This is a genomic window from Streptomyces sp. HSG2, from assembly GCF_016598575.1.
Lineage (GTDB): Bacteria > Actinomycetota > Actinomycetes > Streptomycetales > Streptomycetaceae > Streptomyces.
In genome coordinates this window covers 4,096,946-4,116,698 of the sequence record NZ_CP066801.1, presented here as the reverse complement: position 1 = coordinate 4,116,698, position 19,753 = coordinate 4,096,946, and the positions used below count along the sequence as shown (strand labels likewise).

Sequence of the window (19,753 nt, the reverse complement as noted above, 5' to 3'; positions counted from 1 at the left end):
CCGATCGGCCGCGGGGAGGAGTCCGTGCGACGAACGGGCCATGAGGGGCACTCCCTTACCGACGAGCGGGGCCAACGGCTAGGGTGGCCACGGTAGAGCACTCGCGGGAGCCCGGACGCACCGGGCTGAGAGGGAGGCTGGCGGCCTCCGACCGTACGCACCTGATCCGGGTCATGCCGGCGAAGGGAGGGGCTGGACACCCATGTCGTCTTCATCGTCGTCCTCGCGCGCGAGGTCGGAAGCGTCCCCGCGCGCGACGGCGACCCCCGGACGGATTCCGGACGTGGTCGTCGTGGGGGGAGGAGTCATCGGCCTGGTCACCGCTTGGCGGGCGGCACAGCGCGGACTCCTCACCACCGTGGTGGACCCCGAACCCGGGGGCGGCGCCGCCCGGGTCGCGGCCGGAATGCTGGCCGCCGTCACCGAACTCCACTACGGCGAGGAGACCTTGCTGTCACTGAACCTCGCCTCGGCCGGCCGCTACGCCGCCTTCGCCGCCGAACTCCTCGACGCGACCGGGCAGGACCCCGGCTATCGCCGGTGCGGCACGCTCGCCGTGGCTCGCGACGCCGACGACCGCGCCCTGTTGCGGGACCTGCACGCCCTGCAACTGCGCTGCGGCCTGTCGGCCGAGTGGCTCTCCGGCCGGGACTGCCGCCGCCTGGAGCCGATGCTGGCTCCCGGGGTCCGCGGCGGGCTCCGGGTCGACGGCGACCACCAGATCGACCCGAGGCGCCTGGGACGGGCGCTCGTGACCGCCTGCGAACACGCGGGCGTGACGCTCCACCGGGCACGGGCCCTTCGGCTGACCATGGACGCGGATCGTGCCACCGGTGTGGTGACGGACGACGGGGCGACACTGCGGGCGGGGCGGACCGTGCTCGCCGGAGGGAGCGCGAGCGCCCGGCTGGCCGGCGTGCCTCGGCACGCCCTGCCGCCGGTGCGCCCCGTCAAGGGGCAGGTGCTGCGGCTGGCGATGCCGGCCGACGCGCCGCCCCTGTTGAGTCGGACCGTCCGAGCCGTGGTGCGCGGGAACCCGGTGTACCTGGTGCCACGCGAGAACGGCGAGCTGGTGGTGGGCGCCACCAGCGAGGAGATGGGCTGGGACACCACGGTGACCGCCGGCGGCGTGTACGAGCTGCTGCGCGACGCGCACGAACTGGTCCCGGGCGTCACGGAGCTTCCACTGACGGAGACCCTGGCCGGCCTGCGCCCCGCCTCCCCGGACAACGCCCCGCTGCTCGGCCCGACCGCGGTGGAGGGACTGCTGGCGGCCACCGGCCACCACCGCAACGGGGTTCTCCTCACCCCGGTCACCGGGGACGTCATGGCCCACGTCCTGACGACGGGCCTGCTGCCGCAGGAGGCCCTCCCCTTCACCCCGAGACGTTTCGACACCGCCACCCCGGAGACATCGCGTTGACGACCTCGAAGGCCACCCGCCCGCTCACCCTGTCCGTCAACGGGGCGGCGCTCCGGGTACCGCCCGGCACCGCCCTGGACGAACTGGTCGCCACCCTCACCAAGGCGCCGACGGGTGTCGCCGCCGCCCTCAACGAGACCGTCGTCCCGCGTGGCCGATGGGCGTCCACGCCACTGGCCGACGGCGACCGCGTCGAAGTCGTGACCGCCGTGCAGGGAGGCTGACCGATGGCCGAGGACCCCTTCGTCCTGGGCGGTGTCTCCTACACCTCCCGACTGATCATGGGCACCGGCGGGGCGCCCAGCCTGGACGTGCTGGAGCGTTCCCTGATCGCCTCGGGGACGGAACTGACCACGGTGGCCATGCGGCGCGTGGACCCGTCCGTGCGCGGCTCGGTGTTGTCGGTCCTGCGCCGGCTCGGCATCCGGGTGCTGCCGAACACGGCCGGTTGCTACACCGCGGGCGAGGCGGTGCTCACCGCGCGCCTGGCCCGTGAGGCCCTCGGGACCGACCTGGTGAAGCTGGAGGTGATCGCCGACGAGCGGACGCTGCTCCCGGACCCGGTCGAGTTGCTGGACGCGGCGGAGACGCTCGTGGACGAGGGGTTCACGGTGCTCCCGTACACCGGCGACGATCCGGTGGTGGCGCGGAAGCTGGAGGACGTGGGGTGCGCGGCGATCATGCCGTTGGGCTCCCCGATCGGCTCCGGCCTGGGCATCCGCAATCCGCACAACTTCGAGTTGATCGTGGAACGGGCCGGCGTGCCGGTGATCCTGGACGCGGGCGCGGGCACCGCGTCCGACGCGGCCTCGGCCATGGAACTGGGCTGCGCGGGGGTGATGCTGGCCTCTGCGGTGACCCGGGCCCAGGAGCCGGTCGTGATGGCGGAGGCGATGCGGCACGCGGTGGAGGCCGGCCGCCTGGCCCGGCGCGCGGGGCGGATTCCGCGCCGGCACTTCGCGGAGGCGTCGTCCCCGTCGGCGGGCCGGGCCGCTCTCGATCCGGAGCGGCCCGCCTTCTGACGTCCCACGCGGCCCCACCCCGGCACCGGCTGCCGGCTCCGACAAGGGTCACGAGTCGGCGGCGGTACCGGCACCGTTCGTCGGCACGGCCGCGCGGCACGGTCGCGGGCTCGTACACTCACCCGCGTGGACACGACCCTTGGGGACCCCCTGGTCGGGCAGGTGCTCGACGGCAGGTACCGCGTCGACGCGCGGATCGCGGTCGGCGGGATGGCCACGGTCTACCGGGCCGTGGACACCCGCCTGGACCGTCTGCTCGCGCTGAAGGTGATGCACCCCGCGCTGGCGTCCGACGCGGCGTTCGTGGAGCGGTTCATCCGCGAGGCGAAGTCCGTCGCCCGTCTCGACCACCCCAACGTCGTGCAGGTCTTCGACCAGGGCACCGCCGGGGGGTACGTCTACCTGGCCATGGAGTACGTCTCCGGGTGCACCCTGCGCGACGTCCTGCGCGAGCGCGGGGCCCTGCGCCCTCGGGCGGCCCTGGACGTCCTGGAGTCGGTGCTGGCGGCCCTGGGGGCCGCGCACCTGGCGGGGTTCGTGCACCGGGACATGAAGCCGGAGAACGTCCTGATCGGGGACGACGGCCGGGTCAAGGTCGCCGACTTCGGACTGGTCCGGGCCGTCGACACCGTCACGCACACCACCGGCTCCGTCCTCGGTACCGTCTCCTACCTCGCGCCCGAGCAGATCGAGAACGGCTCCGTGGACCCGCGCGTGGACGTCTACGCCTGCGGTGTCCTCCTCTACGAGATGCTCACCGGGGCCAGGCCGCACCCGGGCGACTCCCCCGCCCAGGTCCTCTACCGCCACCTGCACGAAGAGATGCCGTCGCCGTCCGCTGTCGCGCCGGACACGGCGCCCGCGCTGGACGAGCTGGTGGCCGCCGCCACCGCCCGCACGCCGGTCGACCGCCCCCGCGACGCGGTGGCCCTGCTCGCCCTCGCGCGTGAGACGCGGGCGCGGCTCGGCGACGGGGATCTGGACGCCGCCCCACCGCCGAGGTCGGGCGAGGGGAGTGCCGGCGCCGAGGCGCGCACCACGGTCCTGCCCCGCGTCCCGGTCCGTCCGAGCGACCATCCGGTGGCCGGCGTCGGACCCGGCCAACCGGGCGGAGACGTCCAGCACACCCGCCGGATCGAGACGCCGCCGAGCCCACCGACTCGGCGGGGCCGCGGGCGGTGGGGCCCGCCGGGCACGCGGCGCGGGCAGGTGGCGGTCCTGGTCGCCGCCCTGGTGCTCCTCGTGACCGGAACAGGCCTCTGGTACGTCGTCTCCGCCCAGTTCACCCAGGTCCCACCCGTGCTGGCCAAGACCGAGGCCGAGGCTCGCGAGCGACTGGCGCGGGAGGGCCTGGAGGTCGGGGAGGTCGCCTACGCGCCGAGCGACACCGTGCCCCGCGGGGCCGTCATGGGCACGAACCCCGCGGTGGGCGACATGATCCGCGGCGACCGGCCGGTGTCCCTGGTCGTCTCCGAAGGACCCCCGACGGTCCCGCTGCCCGCGCTCGCGGGGACCGAGGCGGACCGGGCACGCGCGCTTTTGCGCCAGGAGGGGCTGGAGCCCGGCGAGGTCGATCGGGAGTTCAGCGAGGACGTCCCCCAGGGGTTCGTGATCTCGACCGACCCGGCGGCGGGGACGGAGGTGCGGACGGGCACGACGGTGGCGTTGACGGTCAGCAAGGGGCGGGCGATCGAGGTACCCGACGTCACCGGCGAGGATCCGGCGAAGGCCCGTGCCGCGCTGGAGGAGGCCGGACTGGTGGTGGAGACCGCGCCCGACCGGGTCGAGTCGGAGCACGCCGCCGGCCGGGTCGCGCGACAGTCGCCGGCGGCCGGCAACCGGGCCGGCGAGGGCGACACCGTGACGCTGACGCTGTCCGAAGGGCCCCGGATGATCACGGTGCCGGACGTGGTCGGGGACGACGTGGACGAGGCCACGCGACGGTTGGAGGCGGTCGGCTTCCGGGTGGAGGAGGACCGCGGACTGTTCGGTCTCTTCGGCGACACGGTCAGGGGGCAGTCCGTCCGGGGCGGGGACCGCGCCCCGGAGGGCTCCACGATCACCCTGACGATCCGCTGAGTCCGCCCGGGTCGCGTCGGCGCCGGCCGGGGGCGGCGCCGACCGCCGCCCGCCCGCGTGACACCCTGCTCGGGTGAGTCGTCCCCAGCCCGGCCCCGACCGGAACCCGATCGGCGCCCACGTTCCCGTCTCCGGCGGCCTGCACTCCGTGGGGCTGCGCCACGCCCGCGAGATCGAGGCCGAGGCCCTCCAGGTGTTCGTCGCCAACCCCCGAGGCTGGGCCACCCCTGCCGGGGATCCCCGGCAGGACGAGGCGTTCCGCGAGGCGTGCTCGGCCGCGTCGCTCCCGGTCTACGTCCACGCGCCCTACCTGATCAACCTCGGATCGCACACCGAGGCGACCGTCGCCCGGTCCGTGGAGTCGCTGCGTCACTCCCTGCTGCGCGGCGCGCGGATCGGCGCGCGCGGAGTGGTGGTGCACACCGGCAGCGCGACCGGCGGCAGGGACCGGGAGGTGGCGCTGGGCCAGGTCCGACGCCACCTCCTCCCGCTCCTCGACGAGGCGACCGGCGCCGACGGCCCCCTCCTGCTGCTGGAACCCACGGCGGGGCAGGGCGCCTCGCTCTGCTCCCGCGCCGGCGACCTGGGACCCTACTTCGACGCCCTGGACTTCCATCCCCGTCTCGGCGTCTGTCTGGACACCTGCCACGTCTTCGCGGCCGGCCACGACCTGTCGGCCCCGGGCGGCGCGCACCGACTGCTGGAGGAGATGGAGGAGACCATCGGCCCGGGCAGGCTCGGGCTGATCCACGCCAACGACTCGGCGGACGTCGTCGGGGCCCGAAAGGACCGGCACGCCAACATCGGCTCCGGCCACATCGGGGCACCGGCCTTCCGCGCCCTGCTCGCGCACCCGGCGACCGAGGGAGTACCGCTCGTGGTGGAGACGCCGGGGGGAACCGAGGGCCAGACGACGGACGTGGCCCTGCTGAAGCGGCTGCGCGACGGGTGAGTGCCCCCGAGGGCGCGGCCCTCGGCGGTCAGAGTTCGGGGCCCTCCCCGGGCTCCTCCTGGTAGGAGTACCGCTGCTCCCGCCAGGGGTCGCCGACGTTGTGGTACCCGCGTTCCTCCCAGAAGCCCCTGCGGTCGGCGGTCATGTACTCGACGCCCCGCACCCACTTGGGCCCCTTCCAGGCGTACAGGTGCGGCACCACCAGTCGTAGGGGGAAGCCGTGCTCGGCGGTCAGCGACTCGCCGTCCTTGTGGCCGGCGAAGAGGGTGCGCTCGGCGGCGAAGTCGGACAGCCGGAGGTTCGCGCTGTAGCCGTACTCCGCCCACACCATGACGTGGGTGACGGCGGGGGCGGGCGGGACCGCGGCGAGGACGGTGGTCGCCAGGACACCGCCCCACTCGGATCCGATCATGCTGAACTTCGTCACGCAGTGCAGGTCGGCCACGACCGTGGCGCGGGGCAGCGCGGTGAACTCGTCGTGGGTCCAGCCCCGGTCGTCGCCGTCGGCGGTGGCCCCGAAGACCCGGAACTCCCAGCGCTCCGGCCGGAACTTGGGCACCGGTCCGTAGTGCGTCACGGGCCAGCCGCGTTGCGGCCGCTGCCCGGGGGGCAACGCGGGCGAGGGCGCCTTCCCGGTGCCGCCCTCTCCCGCTCCGCGTCCCGCCGGCTGACCCATGTCACCATCCTCGCAGACCGGAGGCGGTACCCCGGCACCGGGCCGATCGAGGCACCCATCCGCGACAACTGCCACCAAGGATGCCCTTACTTACTAAGCCCAGACTTACTGGACGATCTTCGTCGGCAATGTAATCATGCCGCCGAGCCGCCTGTTTCCCCACGTGGAAGGAGCCCCGCGATGCAGGGCGACCCCGAGGTCATCGAGTTCCTCAACGAGCAACTCACCGCCGAGCTGACGGCGATCAACCAGTACTTCCTGCACGCCAAGATGCAGGAGAACTTCGGTTGGACGAAGCTCGCGAAGTACACCCGGCACGAGTCGTTCGACGAGATGAAGCACGCCGAGGTGCTCACGGACAGGATTCTCTTCCTCGAGGGGCTGCCGAACTACCAGCGGCTCTTCCACGTCCGGGTCGGCCAGACGGTCAGGGAGATGTTCGAGGCGGACCGGCAGATCGAGGTCGAGGCGATCGACCGCCTCAAGCGCGGCATCCGGGTGATGCGCGAGAAGGGCGACATCACGTCCGCCAACATCTTCGAGTCGATCCTGGAGGACGAGGAGCACCACATCGACTACCTGGACACCCAGCTGGAGCTGCTGGAGAAGCTCGGCGAGGCCCTCTACATCGCGCAGCTGATCGAGCAGCCGGACAGCTGACCCGCGAGCGGGCGGACAACGACCCGCCCCGCGTCAGGCGGCGGCGTCGAGCCCGGAAAGGATCGGTCGTTCCCGCTCCACCGATTCCGGGCAGGGGCAGGCGCCCCGCCCCAGGATGGCCTGGATGCGACGGACGCACGACCCGCAGTCCGTGCCCGCCTTGCAGGCCGAGGCGATCTGGCGAGGGGTGCGGGCCCCATCCTCCACGTGCCGTTTCACCTGCTGCTCGGTGACACCGAAGCAACTGCAGACGTACACGCGGCTCGCCTCCCGTCGGGGTCCAGGGTCACGCCACCCCGACCGTTCGGTGAGGCTAACCTAACCTTACCCATAGGGTCTCGGGCGCAAAAGAGGTGGGGCGCGGATCCGCTGTGACCCGCGCCCCACCTCGTCGAGGTCCCGCCGGCGATCGACGCCCGACGGGACCTCCCCTCACTGGTCCCGGTACATCTCGGCCACCAGGAAGGCGAGGTCGAGCGACTGGCTTCGGTTGAGCCGCGGATCGCAGGCCGTCTCGTAGCGCTGGTGCAGATCGTCGACGAAGATCTCGTCGCCGCCGCCGACGCACTCGGTCACGTCGTCCCCGGTCAGCTCCACGTGGATGCCACCCGGATGGGTGCCGAGCGCCTTGTGGACCTCGAAGAAGCCCTTGACCTCGTCGAGAACGTCGTCGAAGCGGCGGGTCTTGTGTCCGGACGCGGCCTCGAAGGTGTTGCCGTGCATCGGGTCCGTGACCCAGGCCACGGCCGCGCCCGAGGCGGTCACCTTCTCGACCAGCTCGGGGAGCTTGTCACGGATCTTGTCGGCGCCCATCCGGACGACGAAGGTGAGCCGTCCCGGCTCGCGCTCCGGGTCGAGCCGGTCGATGTACTGAAGCGCCTCCTCGGCCGTGGTCGAGGGGCCCAGCTTGATCCCGATCGGATTGCGGATCTTCGAGGCGAACTCGATGTGCGCGTGGTCCAGCTGCCGGGTGCGCTCGCCGATCCACACCATGTGGCCGGAGACGTCGTAGAGCAGCCCGGTGCGGGAGTCGACCCGGGTCAGCGCCGACTCGTAGTCCAACAGGAGCGCCTCGTGGGAGGAGTAGAACTCGACCGTCCGGAACTCCTCGGGGTCGGCCCCGCAGGCGTGCATGAAGTGCAGCGCGTTGTCGATCTCCCGGGCGAGCTGCTCGTACCGCTGCCCGGACGGCGACGACCGCACGAAGTCCTGGTTCCAGGCGTGCACCTGGCGCAGGTCGGCGTAGCCGCCGGTGGTGAAGGCGCGCACCAGGTTCAGCGTCGCCGAGGAGGCGTGGTACATCCGCTTGAGCCGCTCCGGGTCGGGCACCCTGGCCGACTCGGTGAACTCGAAGCCGTTGACCGAGTCCCCTCGGTAGGTCGGCAGAGTGACGCCGTCGCGGGTCTCCGTCGGCTTGGAGCGCGGCTTGGAGTACTGCCCCGCGATCCTGCCGACCTTCACCACCGGCACCGACGCGGCGTAGGTGAGCACGGCTCCCATCTGGAGGAGCGTCTTGAGCTTGTTGCGGATCTGGTCGGCGGACACGGCGTCGAAGGCCTCCGCGCAGTCCCCACCCTGGAGCAGGAACGCCTCGCCCTTGGCGACGGCGGCCATCCGGGCGCGCAGCTGGTCGCACTCGCCCGCGAAGACGAGCGGCGGATACGACTCGAGGTCCGCGATCACTGCGCGCAGAGCCTCGGGGTCGGGGTAGTCGGGCTGCTGCGCCGCGGGCAGGTCTCGCCAGGTGTTGCCGGCACTCGGGCTGGTCTTAGCGTTCACGGTCACGCCCCCCAGGTTACGGTGTCGGCCGGGGCGTCCCGCGCCCCGGCCGTCAAATGAGACGAACGCCCCGCGAGAACCGTGCACCGGTCGCCGGAGGGCGCCGCGGCCCGCCCGTCGCGACTACTCCTCGTCCAGCCCGCGCCGGATCGCGTAACGGGCCAGCTCCACCCGATTGTGCAGGTGCAACTTGCGCAAGGTGTTCTGGACGTGGTTCTGCACCGTCCGGTGAGAGATGACGAGCCGATCGGCGATCTGTCGGTACCCGAGGCCCTTGGCGACCAGTCGCAGCACCTCCGTCTCCCGCTTGGTCAGGCGGGGCGCCCCGGCCTCGGCACGTCGCCGACGCGGGGCGGGGGCGGTGCCGGCCAGGCGCCGGTACTCGCCGAGCACGAGACCGGCCAACCCCGGAGTGAAGACAGGGTCGCCCGCCGCGACGCGACGGACCCCCTCGCGCAGTTCCTCGGGAGATGCCGACTTGGTCAGGTATCCCGTGGCGCCCGCCTTCACGGCCTCCAGGACGTCGGCGTGCTCTCCGCTGGCGGACAGGACCAGGATGCGCGCCCCCGTCCCCGCCCGGACGACCTCGCGACAGACCTCGACACCGCCCTTGCCCGGCAGGTTCAGGTCGAGCACCAGCACCTCGGGGGCGGTGGCCCGGGCTCGGCGTACCGCCTGATCGCCGTCTCCCGCGGTGGCCACCACCTCGTGGCCGGCGGCGGCCAGATCGCGGACGACCGCGTCACGCCACATGGGGTGGTCGTCGACCACCATGACCCTGATCGCTTCGCGGCGCTCACTCATCTTCCGTCCCCCTCCGCCAAGGGTTCGTCTCGGGTGTGCCGGGCGCCCTGGGCGTCCTGAGTTCGACCTCGGTTCCCTGACCCGGGATCGAGGTCAGGACGGCCGAGCCACCCAGCTCGCTCAATCGCCCGCGGATGGAGAGGGCCACCCCGAGCCGCCCCTCCGCGGCGGCCTCGTCGAGCCGACCCGGGGGGATCCCCGGCCCGTCGTCACGGATGGTCACCACGACCTCGTCGGGCTCGTCCTCCACGAGGATCCACGCCCGGGCGTCGGCACCGGCGTGGCGCCGGACGTTGTCCAAGGCGGCGCCGACGGCGGCGGCCAGCTCCCGCGCGACCGGGGCGGGCAGCCTGACGGGGGCGCCGGGCTCCGCCACGCTCACGCGGGAGCCCGCGCGAGGAGCGAGGAGGGTCCGCAGGTCGACCGGGTCGTCGTCGGCCGGCCCGCCTCCGCCCCGCGGCCGGGTCGCGCCCGAGGCGGACGTGGGCTCGCCGGAGGAGACCAGGCCGCGCAGGGCCGCCTCCTGATCCCCCGCGAGGCGGCCCAGCTCCGCCGCCTCCCCGCCCAGCACGCTCCCACGGCGCTGCACCAGGGCCAGTACCTGGAGCACGCCGTCGTGGATGTCCCGGGCGAGCCGCTCCCTTTCCCGGGTCGCCGCCTCGATCTCCAGGGCGCGGGCGAGAGTGCGCTCGGAGGCTCGGGCCACCTCGACGACGTATCCGATGGCCATCGCGGCCACCCAGACCAGGAGCACGTTGTGGACGGTGCCGCGAGCGGGGGTCCCGCGCTCGACGAGGTTGGCGACGGCCACGACGGTGGAGGCGACGGCTGCCCACCGCCGGCCACCCTTGAGCGCGAAGGCGAGCACCGGTCCAGCGGTCCAGACGGACGGCAGGGTCGGGGCGCCCTGGGCCACCCGCCAGGGCGCGTCCGCGATCGGGGTGAGGAGGATGCCGCCCACGGCCGCGGAGAGGTCGCAGGCGAGGAACGGTCGGGTGCAGGCGGCGGCGTGCGCGACCCGCGGCAGGGTCGCCAGGGTCCAGACGGCCAGGAGGAGGAAGTAGCCGGCCGCGAGGCCGGGGCGGGCGAAGTCGGTGTGGGCGGCGGCGAACAGGCCGATGGCGTAGACCAGGGTGAGCACGCGATAGCCCGCCAGGGCGCGCCAGAGAGGCTGCTCGACGGACATCCTCGCGGACCGTTCGCGCTCGGCCATCTCACCCCACCCGGCCGACGTCGTCGTCTCGGCCCGTCGCTCGCCGGCTTCGGACCGCCTCCCCCGTTACCGGGGCACTACTTCCCGGCAGGCCTCTTCTCCGTCCCGGCCTCGGCGGCCTTCGCCGCCTTGCCGGCCTCCTTCTCGGCCTTGGCCGCCTCGGCGAGCTGCCGCTTCATGGCCGTGGCGTACATGTCGACGTACTCCTGGCCGGAGAGCTTCATGATCTCGTACATGACCTCGTCGGTGACGGCGCGCAGCACGAAGCGGTCGTGTTCCATGCCCTGGTAGCGACCGAAGTCGAGGGGCTTTCCGATGCGAATGCCCGGCCTCATCAACTTCGGAACGATCTTGCCGGGAGGCTGGATCTTCTCCGTGTCGATCATGGCGACCGGGATGACGGGCGCGCCGGTGGCGAGCGCCACCCGCGCCAGCCCGGCCGGCTTGCCCCGGTAGAGGCGTCCGTCCGGGGATCGCGTGCCCTCGGGGTAGATCCCGAACAGCTCGCCCCGCTCCAGCACCCCGATGCCGCTCTTGATGGCCGCCTCGCCGGCACCGCGCACGCCGGACCGGTCCACCGGGAGCTGGCCGACCCCCTTGAAGAACGCCGCCGTCATGCGACCCTTCACCCCGGGGGTGTTGAAGTATTCGGCCTTGGCGATGAAGGTCACCTTGCGGTCGAGCACGGCGGGCAGGAAGAAGGAGTCGGAGAACGACAGGTGGTTGCTGGCCAGGATCGCCGGGCCCTCGGCGGGGATGTTCTCCAGCCCCTCCACCCAGGGGCGGAACGCGAGCTTCAGCGAGCCCCCGACGGTGACCTTCATCGCGCCGTACAACAACCGATTGCCTCCATGTCTCTGTGCGGTCGACCCTATCCCGGCTCGCCGACGGCTCGCCCGCGGCCCTGGTCGGTGTCGGTGGGGTCGCGTACGGTGAGATGTCCGTGTGCCACGTTCCCTCACGAACAGGAGCCGACCGTGCCGGTCCTCCCCGGAGCCGAGCCCTTCCGCCACGAGGGCGGGGAGGCCGGCGTCCTCCTCTGCCACGGCTTCACCGGTTCGCCCCAGTCGTTGCGTCCCTGGGCCCGGTATCTCGCCGATCGCGGGATGACGGTGTCCCTTCCCCTGTTGCCCGGCCACGGCACCCGTTGGCAGGACATGCAGCTCACCGGCTGGCAGGACTGGTACGCGGAGGTGGACCGGGAGCTGCGTCTCCTGCGGGAGCGCTGCTCCCAGGTGTTCGTCGCCGGGCTGTCCATGGGCGGTGCCCTCGCTCTCCGGCTGGCCGCCCGCCACGCAGACGCGGTGCGGGGCGTGGTGGTGGTGAATCCGGCCAACCGGATGCACGGCGCGGCGCGGCACGTCCTCCCGGTGGCGCGCCACCTCCTCCGCTCGACCCGGGGCATCGCCAGCGACATCGCCAAGCCGACCGCGACGGAGCTGGGCTACGACAGGGTGCCGCTGCGTGCGGCGCACAGCCTGGGTTCCTTCCTGCGTCTGGTCGACGGCGAGCTGCCGCAGGTGACCCAGCCTCTGCTGTTGCTGCGCAGTCCGCGCGACCACGTGGTCCCGCCGGCCGACTCCGCCCGGGTGCTCGGGCGGGTGTCCTCGACCGACGTCACCGAGATCCTGCTGGAACAGAGCTACCACGTGGCGACGTTGGACCACGACGCGGACCGGATCTTCGAGGAGAGCGCGGAGTTCTTCGCCCGGCTCGCGCCCGCCGTCCGGCGGGGGCCGGAGTCCGGCAGGGAAGGAGCGACCGCAGGTGGCTGAGCACGAGGCCGAGCGCGAGGGCGACGAGCAGCGGCGGAGGCCGGTCGAGGGGCGGCCGGACCACGCGGACGAGACGCGGTCCGCGGGCTCGGGTGCGCCCGGCGGCCCGTCGGAGGGTGCCCCGCCGGACACGGGGGACGAGCCGGGCGGGGAGCCGTCCGGCGAAGGGGCGCGGGAGCGGACGCCGCTCGACGAGGACGCGGCCTGGGCCGCCATCGTCGCGGGATTCGGGTCGGAGCCGCCGGACCCCCCGGGCGCGAAGCCGTTCAAGTCCGTGGAGGATCTGGCGCTGCTGGAGGCCGCTCCGGGTGAGGAGCGTCCGGGACCCGAGCAGGAACGGCCCGCCTCGGCCCGACCACTCGGCGGCTCCGTGGCCTTCGCCCCCGGTGTCGGCACCGGCCCTCGGGACCACTCTCTGCCCGAGCCCTCCGACGACGACTTCGGCGAGGGCGACGAGGGCCACTTCGTCCCTCCGGAACCACCGCCTCTGCCCGAGGCGGACGTGACCGCCAAGTTCGCCTGGCTGGGCGTCATCGGCGGTCCCGTACTGCTCTTGCTGGCCGTGGTGCTCGACTGGCACATGACCTGGTGGCTGACGACGCTGAGCGTCGGCGGCTTCCTCGGGGGCTTCGCCACCCTGGTGACGCGGCTGCGCACGGACGACGAGGACGACGAGGACCCGGGCCGGGGCGCCGTCGTCTGACCCCGGCGCCGGGCCTGATCGCCGAGGCCCGCCCCGGGCCGGGGGTCCGACCGCACGGGCGGCTCCGGGGCCGCCCGCTCAAGCGGCCCGCCGGACGTGAACCCGGTCGGGGCGTGCCGTCCCCACCGCGTCGGGCGGCGTCAGGCGACCCAGCCCTTGGTCGCGCCGACCACCCGGGAACCGTCGAGGTCCGCGATCTTCATGCCGACGAAGTCCCTCGCCCACTCCGTCGTCTGGACCCGGAAAGCGGGGTCCTCGGCGGTCAGGGCATCGATCACGGATTCCGCCGCGCCCTCGGGAGTCTGGGCCCCTTCGAAGAACTGCCCCAGCGTCCGCTCCACGTAGGAGCGGAGCTGTGGGCCGTAGACGCCGGCCGCCTCGATCGCCCGCTCCGGGTCGATACCCACGTTGGCGACGAATTCGGATGCCACGGCCCCCGGCTCGACCAGCGTCACGGTGACCCCGTGTGCCGCCGCCACGGGCGCCAGACTCTCCATGTAGCCCTCGACGGCGAACTTGGCGGCGCAGTAGGCCTCGTTGAACGGCTGCCCGACGGCGCCGCCGACGCTGGTGACGGTGATCAGCCGCCCACCGGAGGCCCGCAGGGCGGGCAACGCCGCCTTGGACACGTGGAGCACGCCGAAGAAGTTCACCTCCATCACCGTGCGGACCTCGGCGACGCTCTCCGCCTCCAGCGTGCCGAGGTGCCCGGCCCCCGCGTTGTTGACGACCGCGTCGAGCCGTCCGTATTCGGCGAGGACGCCGTCGACGGCGGTGGAGACCGACGCCTCGTCGGTCACGTCGAGGCGGCGGACGTCGACCTCGACGCCCGCTTCGCCGGCTGCCCGGCGCAGGGCGTCGGAGCGGCCGGTGTCGCGCATGGTCGCGACGACCCGCCAACCGGCCCGCGCGGCGGCCACGGCGGCGGCCAGGCCGATACCGGAGGAGGTGCCGGTGATCAGGACGACCTTGGGAGACTGCGTGGACATGTGGCTCCGTTCCGAGATCATAAGGTGTGTGTGCACACACTATATTATGAGTGCACGTACACACAACGAGCTAGACTGGCGGCATGGCCAAGAAGAAGCTCACCCCGGCGGAGATGCCGGTGGCCGACCACGCCTTCTACGGGCTGGTCTGGGCGGGCGTGGTCCTGACCGGCCGAGTGGACCGCGCCCTGAGCAAACGGCACGACCTGCCCGTCTCGTGGTTCGAGGTACTCCTCTGGCTGGCCTCCAGCCCCGACCCCGTCCCCGCCTCGGTCCTGGGCAACAGCACCATGCTCAGCCGCAGCCAGGTCTCACGGGTCGTGGACGCCCTGCACGGGCGCGGCCTCGTGCGGCGCACCCCGTCGCCCCGCGACGCGCGGTCCGTGGAGGTCTCGTTGACGGCGGAGGGACGCCGGTTCTTCGAGGAGGCCGACGCCACCCGTCGCGAGTGTCTGGCGCCGGTCTTCACCGATCTCCTGAACGAGGAGGACCTGGAGGCCCTGAGTCGGGTCTGGCGGAAACTCAAGCCGGCGGGGGACCACTAGGCACCACCGGCCGGGACGCGAAGGTCCGCCAGCACGGGCAGGTGGTCCGTGGCCGCCGCGAGGTCGCCGCCGCCCACGCCCGGGAGCCCCGACGGCACCCCGCACCCGTCCACCGTGACGCCCGCCGAGACGAGGACGGCGTCGATCCGCCGGCGCGGGTCCCGGGCGGGAAAGGTGTGCTCGCCACCGCGCGGCGCGACGACCCGGCAGTCCCGCAGCTCCGCCGCCAGACGACGGAAGGTCCGCCCGTCGGGCGGCTCGTTCAGGTCACCGCCCGCGACGAGGTGCTCCGCCCCCGAGTCCGCCAACCGCTCCAGCAACATACCGCCCTGGGCGTACCGTTCCTCCCGTTGGAGCGACAGGTGACAGGAGAGGACTCCGAGCCGGGCCGCCCCGAGGCGCACCACCGCCGTCGAGAAGCCGCGTCCGTGCAGCCCGGGAGTACGCGGCAGTCGCACGTCCTCGACACGCTCCACCTCGACGCGCGGCGAGCGGAGCAGAGCGACCCCCATGACGCCGCCGGAGAGGACCTCCAGTCCGCTCGCGGCGGCCAACCCGACGAGTTTGGCGCGCCGGCGGAGGAAGCGCGGGGCCTCCTGCACCAGGACGACGTCCGGGGCGCAGGCCCCGATCACCCGGGCCAGCGCGGCGGTGTCGTCGCGCATCGAGCGCACGTTGTAGCTCAGCACCCGCAACGCCACCCGACAGTCCGTTCCGGCGGCGGCGTTCGGCGGCGACTTCATCGCGCCACGATACGTCGGCACCGGGTGCGGGCGCCCCGCGCCGCCACCCGACGGATCCGAACGGACGAGGCGCCTTCCCGCCCCGATCCGACCTCCCACACGAGCGAGTCCCTGTTCATCGAACAGGGACTCGCTCCACCACCTGGCGCCCTTCAGCCGCTGAACGCGAGCCGCGCCGCGGCGGCGACTCCGTGGTTGATGCCGGGGAGACAGGTGAGCGGGGACTTGGCGGGCATCAGCACTGCCCCGGTCTCGGCTTCCTCCAAGTCGCGGAGAGCCTCGGTTTCCTTGAGATCGCCGATGATCTCGGCAACGTGGTCGACTGTCACGGAGTTCATGGTCGGTCACTTCCCTTCGTCCAAAGGTTTGCCTTGAGCCTATGAAGCCGTGGCCGACAATCCTCTCCTCCTTGTGTTCCAAGGCTCGGGTGGAGTCCGATGGCCCGATCGGAGGATTCGCCGGTCACTCGGCGTCGGGCCTCGATCGGTCGCCCTCGCGAAATCTCCCTACCGGGCACCGAAGTTGTCGCCGCGTCGGGCCGAGGCCGAGTTCGCCTCGCTCCGCCGGGCCGAAGGCTCGCGCGGAACGGCGCGGGGGGGTACGCCCTCGCGGTCGGGCCGGCCCGGACATCCCGACGCCGGGAACGGGCCCCCCGGGACGCGCGACGGCGGGCCCAAGCGGCTAGCCGGCCGCCGGGTCCGGTTCCCTGGCCAGGTCGGCGGCGCCGACGAGGCCGGCGTCGTTGCCCAGACGTGCGGCCAGGACATCGGCCACCGGGCGCCAACCGCCCCCGACCAGCCACCGCTTGTACGACTTACGGATCGGGCCCAGCAGGAGCTCTCCCTCGTCGGACAGACCGCCGCCCACCACGAAGGCGGACGGGTCGAAGAGGGAGGCCAGGTCGGCGAGGCCCGCGCCCACCCAGCGCGCCAGCTCCCGGTAGGAGTCGACGGCGACCGGACAGCCCTGCCGGGCCGCCATGGAGATGTGCTTGCCCTCGATGCCGGCGGGTGTGCCGTCGCCCAGGCCGAGCAGGATCTCCGCCCGGTCCGGGGTGGCCTTGGCCCGCTGCTTGGCGTACCGGGCGAGGGCACGGCCGGACGCGTACTGCTCCCAGCATCCCTGGGAACCGCAGCCGCACAGCAGCCCGTCCGGGACCATCCGCACATGGCCGAACTCGGCCGCCACTCCGAAGTGCCCGCGCCGGAGCCTGTCGCCGATGACGATGCCGCCGCCCAGTCCGGTGCCGAGGGTGACGCAGATGACGTCGTGGTGCCCCCTGCCCGCGCCGAACCGGTACTCGCCCCACGCGGCGGCGTTCGCGTCGTTCTCCACGACGACGGGGAGGCCGACCCGGGCCTCGACCTTCTCCTTGAGCGGCTCGCCGTGCCAGTCGATGTTCGGGGCGAAGTAGACCATGGACCGCCGACGGTCGACGTACCCGGCGGCGCCGATGCCGACACCGACGATCGCGTGGCCCGAGCGGGCCCCCTCCACCGCGGCGGCGATGGCGTCCACGATGCCCTCGGGGGTACCGGGCGTCGGCACCTTGCACGTGGAGAGGATGGCGCCGCCCTCGTCGACCACCCCGGCCGCGATCTTCGTGCCGCCGATGTCGACGCCGATGGTCAGTCCCATGAGTCCCTCAGTTCCGGTCGAGCCCCGCCGGGGCGTGTGTCGGAGTCCCGCTGTTCCGCGGGGTCCCGCACGCGCCGGCGACGCACCGTCCGGCGGACACGGTCGCCAACGACGGAACACCGCCTCACATCGTCCGAGGCGGGCCCCTTCGATCCACCGGGAGGACGCCGCCGCACGCGGCGCGACGCCCCGCCGGAAACAAGGGGACTTGCCCGACCCGCCCCAGGGCCCCACCGTACCGGAGGCCGGCGCGGGGTCCGTCAGTCCAGGTCGATCCGCCGGGGGCCACCGGCGCCGGTGTCGCCCTCGCCGCCCCGGCCACCCGGATCGTCCGTGTCCCGCGCCTTCCCCTCGCCGCCGTCCTCGGGCTGGTCGGGATCCCCCGCGCCCGTGGTCCAGCGCTTCTCCTGACCCTGCACGGCGGAGCGGTAGGCGGCCAGCAGTTCCCCGCCGGCGGCGGCGAGGTGGTCGAAGACGTCGGGGTTGCGTTCGATGACGGGGTCGACGGCGGCCTTCGCCTGCCGGACCGCCTGGCGGACCAGGTGCTGGGCGGCCGGGCCCCCGACCTGCCCGAGCAGCGGGGGCTGGAAGGCGGAGAGTCGGTCGGCCACGGTGTCCACCAGCCGACGCAGTTCCTCGGCGGCCGAGCCGGGCGGCGGGCCGTGACGCTCGCGGTGGCGCGCCCGCTCCTGGCGCAGGTCCTCCTCGCACGCCGTCGCCCAGGCGTCGGCGTCGCGGGCACCCCGTGCCGTGCCCCCCGCTTCCGACGGTTCGGGGGCGTCGTCGGGCACGGCGCCGGGCGGGGGGTGCTCTTCGCTCATGACGGGCTCCTGACCACGGTTCGTTCCTTCGACGTTACCCGAACGGACCCCGTCCGGCGGCGCCGTCGGCCTCGCCGGCGCGGACCCTCGGCCACTGCCCCGGATCGGGGACGAAGCGGACTCTCAGTTCACCCTCGCGCAGGGCGGCACCCTCGACCGCGCAGCGGCGCAGCGCCGAGGGGAGCGGCACGACCCGACGGAAGGGTCCGGCGGTGACCACGAGTTCGTCCCCGTTCCGGACCAGCTCGACCTCCTCGCGCACGGCCCCCGGCAACGGCAGGTGCCACACGAGCACGCCCGCCTCGGCGAGAAGATCGGACACCGGCCACCGGATCGGGTCGCCGGCCGGCCCCACGCCCGGCGCCCCGAGCGCCGCGAGGTCGTCGGTGCCACGCGGGTCCCGACCCAGGTGCGGTACCCGACGCACCGGGAACGCCCGCCGCCAGTCCTCCTCGGTCCGACGCTGCTGGGCGACCAGACCGGCCCAGGGCCCTTCGCCGGAGCCGGCCACCTCGGGAAGGACCCGGTTGGCCAGGACCAGTTCCAGCCGAAGGCCCCGCAGCGACAGACCCAGGGCGGCGGTGCGCACCGCCTCGGCTCCGGCCGGCCCCGGCTCGGCGACCAACCGGACGGTGGTGTCCGGGGCGGCCAGGACGGCTTCGGCGGCGTCCGACTCCGCCCGCCACCGCGCGAGGGTCTCGTACAGCCCCTCGGCGGGCAGCGGCACCCCGGCCAATCGCCCAAGGACGGGTCGCAGCGCACGGGCCGCCTGCCGTTCGGGCGGGGCCAGGCGCCCCAGGCAACGGCGCAACTCCTCGGGCAGGCCCAACAGGGCGAGCGCGCGGGGCGCGGGCGGCAGGTCCACGACGAGGACGTCGTGGCGGGATTCGTGCACGGCGTCGCGCACCGCGCGCAGCAGGGCCAGCTCCTCCGCTCCCGGCGGCGGGGCGAACTCCTCGGGGTCGAGTCTGCGGGCCCCGAGGAGATCGAGGGCGGCGCTCGCCCGGTCCTGGAGCGCGGTCAGATCGGCGCGGAACCCGCGTGCCGGGTCGGGGCGCAGGACCGTGAGGCGGTCCGCGACGGCGACGGGGCGAGGGCCGGTGGAGGCACCGAGGGCGGCGCCGAGCGCGTCGTCCCGGTCCACCCCCAGCAGCAGGACGCGACTGCCCGCTCGGGCGGCGGACAGCGCGGTGGCGGCGGCGAGCGTCGTTCGGCCCCCACCGCCGGGACCCGTGATCAGGATGGTGCGCATGGGGCTGAACGGTACTCGCGCACCGGGCGCGGCCGACGCGCCCACCGCTTCCGTCCGCTCCTGCCCGCTCCTGCCCGGACTCGACGGCGCGGGCCGCCCCGCGCCGCCCGCGCGCCCTCGCACGGGGCGAGGCGCGCGCGTCAGGCGGCGGCGGTGGCCTCCACCCGCTGCTTCAGCCCGGCGAGCGCCCGGTCGATGATGACCTTCTCGGCCTTCCGCTTGATCATCCCCAGCATCGGGATCTTGACGTCGACGGTGAGTCGGTAGGTCACCTCGGTCCCGCCCCCCGCCGACCGGAGCAGATAGGCGCCGTCGAGGGACCGCAGCATCTGGGACTTGACCAGCGTCCAGGAGACCTCCCGGTCGCCGGTCCAGGTGTAGGCCAGGGTCTGGTCGTCCTTGATCGCACCGGCGTCCATCACCAGGCGCACGCGCTCGGCTCGCCCCTGGGCGTCGGCCCCCAGGACCTCGGCCTGCTTGACCTCGCCCGTCCACTCCGGGTAGCGCCCGAAGTCGGCGATCACCGCCATGACGTCGGCGGGTGCCGCCTCGATCGTGATGCTCGAGCTGGTGTGTTCCGCCATCGCCTTGGCTCCTCCAGATGCGGGCCGGTAGAGGGGACTGCGTACGCGCCTGGGCGCAGCGTGAAGGCTACCGCGCGCCGGTCGGCGGGCACCCA

General features: G+C 73.6%; 22 protein-coding genes and 1 riboswitch. Of the genes, 9 read left to right on the top strand and 13 right to left on the bottom strand.

Annotated features, from left to right (window positions below; genetic code table 11):
- Window positions 1-93 precede the first annotated feature (93 nt).
- A riboswitch (TPP riboswitch) is annotated at window positions 94-205 on the top strand.
- From thiO to JEK78_RS17790, 5 genes are all read left to right on the top strand, one after another.
- A complete protein-coding gene (thiO, locus tag JEK78_RS17810; RefSeq protein ID WP_200260749.1) occupies window positions 203-1,423 on the top strand; it encodes a glycine oxidase ThiO in 1,221 nt (406 codons plus the stop codon). It overlaps the preceding riboswitch by 3 nt.
- Window positions 1,420-1,647, top strand: coding sequence for a sulfur carrier protein ThiS (gene thiS / locus JEK78_RS17805; protein ID WP_200260746.1), 228 nt, complete (start codon window positions 1,420-1,422; stop codon window positions 1,645-1,647). The genes thiO and thiS overlap by 4 nt, the downstream gene beginning before the upstream one ends.
- A gap of 3 nt (window positions 1,648-1,650) precedes the next feature.
- Window positions 1,651-2,445: a thiazole synthase gene (locus JEK78_RS17800; protein WP_200260739.1), complete on the top strand. Its 795-nt coding sequence runs from the start codon at window positions 1,651-1,653 to the stop codon at window positions 2,443-2,445.
- A 126-nt stretch (window positions 2,446-2,571) separates the two neighbouring features.
- Entirely contained in the window at window positions 2,572-4,524 is a 1,953-nt protein-coding gene (pknB, locus tag JEK78_RS17795; RefSeq protein WP_200260737.1) for a Stk1 family PASTA domain-containing Ser/Thr kinase, read from the top strand.
- 73 nt (window positions 4,525-4,597) lie between these two features.
- Window positions 4,598-5,476 carry a deoxyribonuclease IV gene (locus JEK78_RS17790; RefSeq protein WP_200260734.1) on the top strand — a complete coding sequence of 293 codons (879 nt, stop codon included), beginning with the start codon at window positions 4,598-4,600 and terminating at the stop codon, window positions 5,474-5,476.
- Window positions 5,477-5,504: 28 nt separating this feature from the next.
- On the opposite strand, the gene JEK78_RS17785 is transcribed toward JEK78_RS17790, so the two are convergent.
- Window positions 5,505-6,152: a sulfite oxidase-like oxidoreductase gene (locus tag JEK78_RS17785; protein WP_200260731.1), complete on the bottom strand. Its 648-nt coding sequence runs from the start codon at window positions 6,150-6,152 to the stop codon at window positions 5,505-5,507.
- Window positions 6,153-6,332: 180 nt separating this feature from the next.
- Here JEK78_RS17785 and bfr point away from each other — a divergent pair, with 180 nt between their 5' ends.
- On the top strand, window positions 6,333-6,812 hold the full coding sequence (gene bfr / locus JEK78_RS17780; protein WP_200260728.1) for a bacterioferritin: 480 nt from the start codon (window positions 6,333-6,335) through the stop codon (window positions 6,810-6,812).
- Window positions 6,813-6,845: 33 nt separating this feature from the next.
- Here bfr and JEK78_RS17775 read toward each other — a convergent pair whose 3' ends face one another.
- The 5 genes from JEK78_RS17775 to JEK78_RS17755 all read right to left on the bottom strand — a co-directional run bounded on the left by JEK78_RS17775 (window position 6,846) and on the right by JEK78_RS17755 (window position 11,432).
- On the bottom strand, window positions 6,846-7,070 hold the full coding sequence (locus tag JEK78_RS17775; protein WP_200260725.1) for a (2Fe-2S)-binding protein: 225 nt from the start codon (window positions 7,068-7,070) through the stop codon (window positions 6,846-6,848).
- Between the two features lie 174 nt (window positions 7,071-7,244).
- Complete coding sequence (locus tag JEK78_RS17770; RefSeq protein ID WP_200260722.1) at window positions 7,245-8,597, bottom strand: 3-deoxy-7-phosphoheptulonate synthase class II; 1,353 nt, start codon at window positions 8,595-8,597, stop codon at window positions 7,245-7,247.
- Between the two features lie 117 nt (window positions 8,598-8,714).
- Complete coding sequence (locus JEK78_RS17765) at window positions 8,715-9,395, bottom strand: response regulator transcription factor (RefSeq protein ID WP_200260720.1); 681 nt, start codon at window positions 9,393-9,395, stop codon at window positions 8,715-8,717.
- Entirely contained in the window at window positions 9,388-10,608 is a 1,221-nt protein-coding gene (locus JEK78_RS17760) for a DUF5931 domain-containing protein (protein WP_200260718.1), read from the bottom strand. Before JEK78_RS17760 ends, JEK78_RS17765 begins: the two co-directional genes overlap by 8 nt.
- Window positions 10,609-10,685: 77 nt before the next feature.
- Window positions 10,686-11,432 carry a lysophospholipid acyltransferase family protein gene (locus tag JEK78_RS17755; protein WP_200264229.1) on the bottom strand — a complete coding sequence of 249 codons (747 nt, stop codon included), beginning with the start codon at window positions 11,430-11,432 and terminating at the stop codon, window positions 10,686-10,688.
- A 153-nt stretch (window positions 11,433-11,585) separates the two neighbouring features.
- Here JEK78_RS17755 and JEK78_RS17750 point away from each other — a divergent pair, with 153 nt between their 5' ends.
- Window positions 11,586-12,383, top strand: coding sequence for an alpha/beta fold hydrolase (locus tag JEK78_RS17750; RefSeq protein ID WP_200260715.1), 798 nt, complete (start codon window positions 11,586-11,588; stop codon window positions 12,381-12,383).
- Window positions 12,376-13,086, top strand: a complete 711-nt coding sequence (locus JEK78_RS17745) for a hypothetical protein (RefSeq protein ID WP_200260712.1) — start codon at window positions 12,376-12,378, stop codon at window positions 13,084-13,086. The genes JEK78_RS17750 and JEK78_RS17745 overlap by 8 nt, the downstream gene beginning before the upstream one ends.
- A 140-nt stretch (window positions 13,087-13,226) precedes the next feature.
- On the opposite strand, the gene JEK78_RS17740 is transcribed toward JEK78_RS17745, so the two are convergent.
- Window positions 13,227-14,075, bottom strand: a complete 849-nt coding sequence (locus JEK78_RS17740; protein WP_200260709.1) for an SDR family oxidoreductase — start codon at window positions 14,073-14,075, stop codon at window positions 13,227-13,229.
- An 83-nt stretch (window positions 14,076-14,158) separates the two neighbouring features.
- On the opposite strand from JEK78_RS17740, the gene JEK78_RS17735 reads away from it, so the two are divergent.
- Window positions 14,159-14,620, top strand: coding sequence for a MarR family transcriptional regulator (locus tag JEK78_RS17735; protein ID WP_200260706.1), 462 nt, complete (start codon window positions 14,159-14,161; stop codon window positions 14,618-14,620).
- On the opposite strand, the gene JEK78_RS17730 is transcribed toward JEK78_RS17735, so the two are convergent.
- The 6 genes from JEK78_RS17730 to JEK78_RS17705 form a co-directional block, all read right to left on the bottom strand.
- A complete protein-coding gene (locus tag JEK78_RS17730) occupies window positions 14,617-15,363 on the bottom strand; it encodes an endonuclease/exonuclease/phosphatase family protein (protein WP_200260703.1) in 747 nt (248 codons plus the stop codon). The genes JEK78_RS17735 and JEK78_RS17730 overlap by 4 nt on opposite strands.
- Before the next feature lie 152 nt (window positions 15,364-15,515).
- Entirely contained in the window at window positions 15,516-15,701 is a 186-nt protein-coding gene (locus tag JEK78_RS17725; protein ID WP_200260700.1) for a hypothetical protein, read from the bottom strand.
- A gap of 343 nt (window positions 15,702-16,044) precedes the next feature.
- Window positions 16,045-17,001 (bottom strand): ROK family glucokinase, encoded by a 957-nt coding sequence (locus JEK78_RS17720; protein WP_200260697.1) that lies wholly within the window; start codon window positions 16,999-17,001, stop codon window positions 16,045-16,047.
- A 260-nt stretch (window positions 17,002-17,261) separates the two neighbouring features.
- Complete coding sequence (locus JEK78_RS17715) at window positions 17,262-17,822, bottom strand: DUF5304 domain-containing protein (protein ID WP_200260694.1); 561 nt, start codon at window positions 17,820-17,822, stop codon at window positions 17,262-17,264.
- A 34-nt stretch (window positions 17,823-17,856) separates the two neighbouring features.
- Window positions 17,857-19,074 carry an ArsA family ATPase gene (locus JEK78_RS17710; RefSeq protein WP_200260691.1) on the bottom strand — a complete coding sequence of 406 codons (1,218 nt, stop codon included), beginning with the start codon at window positions 19,072-19,074 and terminating at the stop codon, window positions 17,857-17,859.
- A 140-nt stretch (window positions 19,075-19,214) separates the two neighbouring features.
- Complete coding sequence (locus JEK78_RS17705) at window positions 19,215-19,658, bottom strand: SRPBCC family protein (RefSeq protein WP_200260689.1); 444 nt, start codon at window positions 19,656-19,658, stop codon at window positions 19,215-19,217.
- Window positions 19,659-19,753 lie beyond the last annotated feature (95 nt).

What these genes read in the sequence shown, in the direction of transcription:
- JEK78_RS17785 (WP_200260731.1), bottom strand. Translation starts at nt 6,152, where the DNA reads ATGGGTCAGCCGGCGGGACGCGGAGCGGGAGAGGGCGGCACCGGGAAG.
- JEK78_RS17740 (WP_200260709.1), bottom strand. Translation starts at nt 14,075, where the DNA reads ATGTCCACGCAGTCTCCCAAGGTCGTCCTGATCACCGGCACCTCCTCC.
- JEK78_RS17755 (WP_200264229.1), bottom strand. Translation starts at nt 11,432, where the DNA reads ATGAAGGTCACCGTCGGGGGCTCGCTGAAGCTCGCGTTCCGCCCCTGG.
- JEK78_RS17800 (WP_200260739.1), top strand. Translation starts at nt 1,651, where the DNA reads ATGGCCGAGGACCCCTTCGTCCTGGGCGGTGTCTCCTACACCTCCCGA.
- JEK78_RS17705 (WP_200260689.1), bottom strand. Translation starts at nt 19,658, where the DNA reads ATGGCGGAACACACCAGCTCGAGCATCACGATCGAGGCGGCACCCGCC.
- JEK78_RS17720 (WP_200260697.1), bottom strand. Translation starts at nt 17,001, where the DNA reads ATGGGACTGACCATCGGCGTCGACATCGGCGGCACGAAGATCGCGGCC.
- JEK78_RS17735 (WP_200260706.1), top strand. Translation starts at nt 14,159, where the DNA reads ATGGCCAAGAAGAAGCTCACCCCGGCGGAGATGCCGGTGGCCGACCAC.
- JEK78_RS17715 (WP_200260694.1), bottom strand. Translation starts at nt 17,822, where the DNA reads ATGAGCGAAGAGCACCCCCCGCCCGGCGCCGTGCCCGACGACGCCCCC.
- JEK78_RS17710 (WP_200260691.1), bottom strand. Translation starts at nt 19,074, where the DNA reads ATGCGCACCATCCTGATCACGGGTCCCGGCGGTGGGGGCCGAACGACG.
- JEK78_RS17760 (WP_200260718.1), bottom strand. Translation starts at nt 10,608, where the DNA reads ATGGCCGAGCGCGAACGGTCCGCGAGGATGTCCGTCGAGCAGCCTCTC.
- thiO (WP_200260749.1), top strand. Translation starts at nt 203, where the DNA reads ATGTCGTCTTCATCGTCGTCCTCGCGCGCGAGGTCGGAAGCGTCCCCG.
- JEK78_RS17725 (WP_200260700.1), bottom strand. Translation starts at nt 15,701, where the DNA reads ATGAACTCCGTGACAGTCGACCACGTTGCCGAGATCATCGGCGATCTC.
- bfr (WP_200260728.1), top strand. Translation starts at nt 6,333, where the DNA reads ATGCAGGGCGACCCCGAGGTCATCGAGTTCCTCAACGAGCAACTCACC.
- JEK78_RS17730 (WP_200260703.1), bottom strand. Translation starts at nt 15,363, where the DNA reads ATGAAGTCGCCGCCGAACGCCGCCGCCGGAACGGACTGTCGGGTGGCG.
- JEK78_RS17765 (WP_200260720.1), bottom strand. Translation starts at nt 9,395, where the DNA reads ATGAGTGAGCGCCGCGAAGCGATCAGGGTCATGGTGGTCGACGACCAC.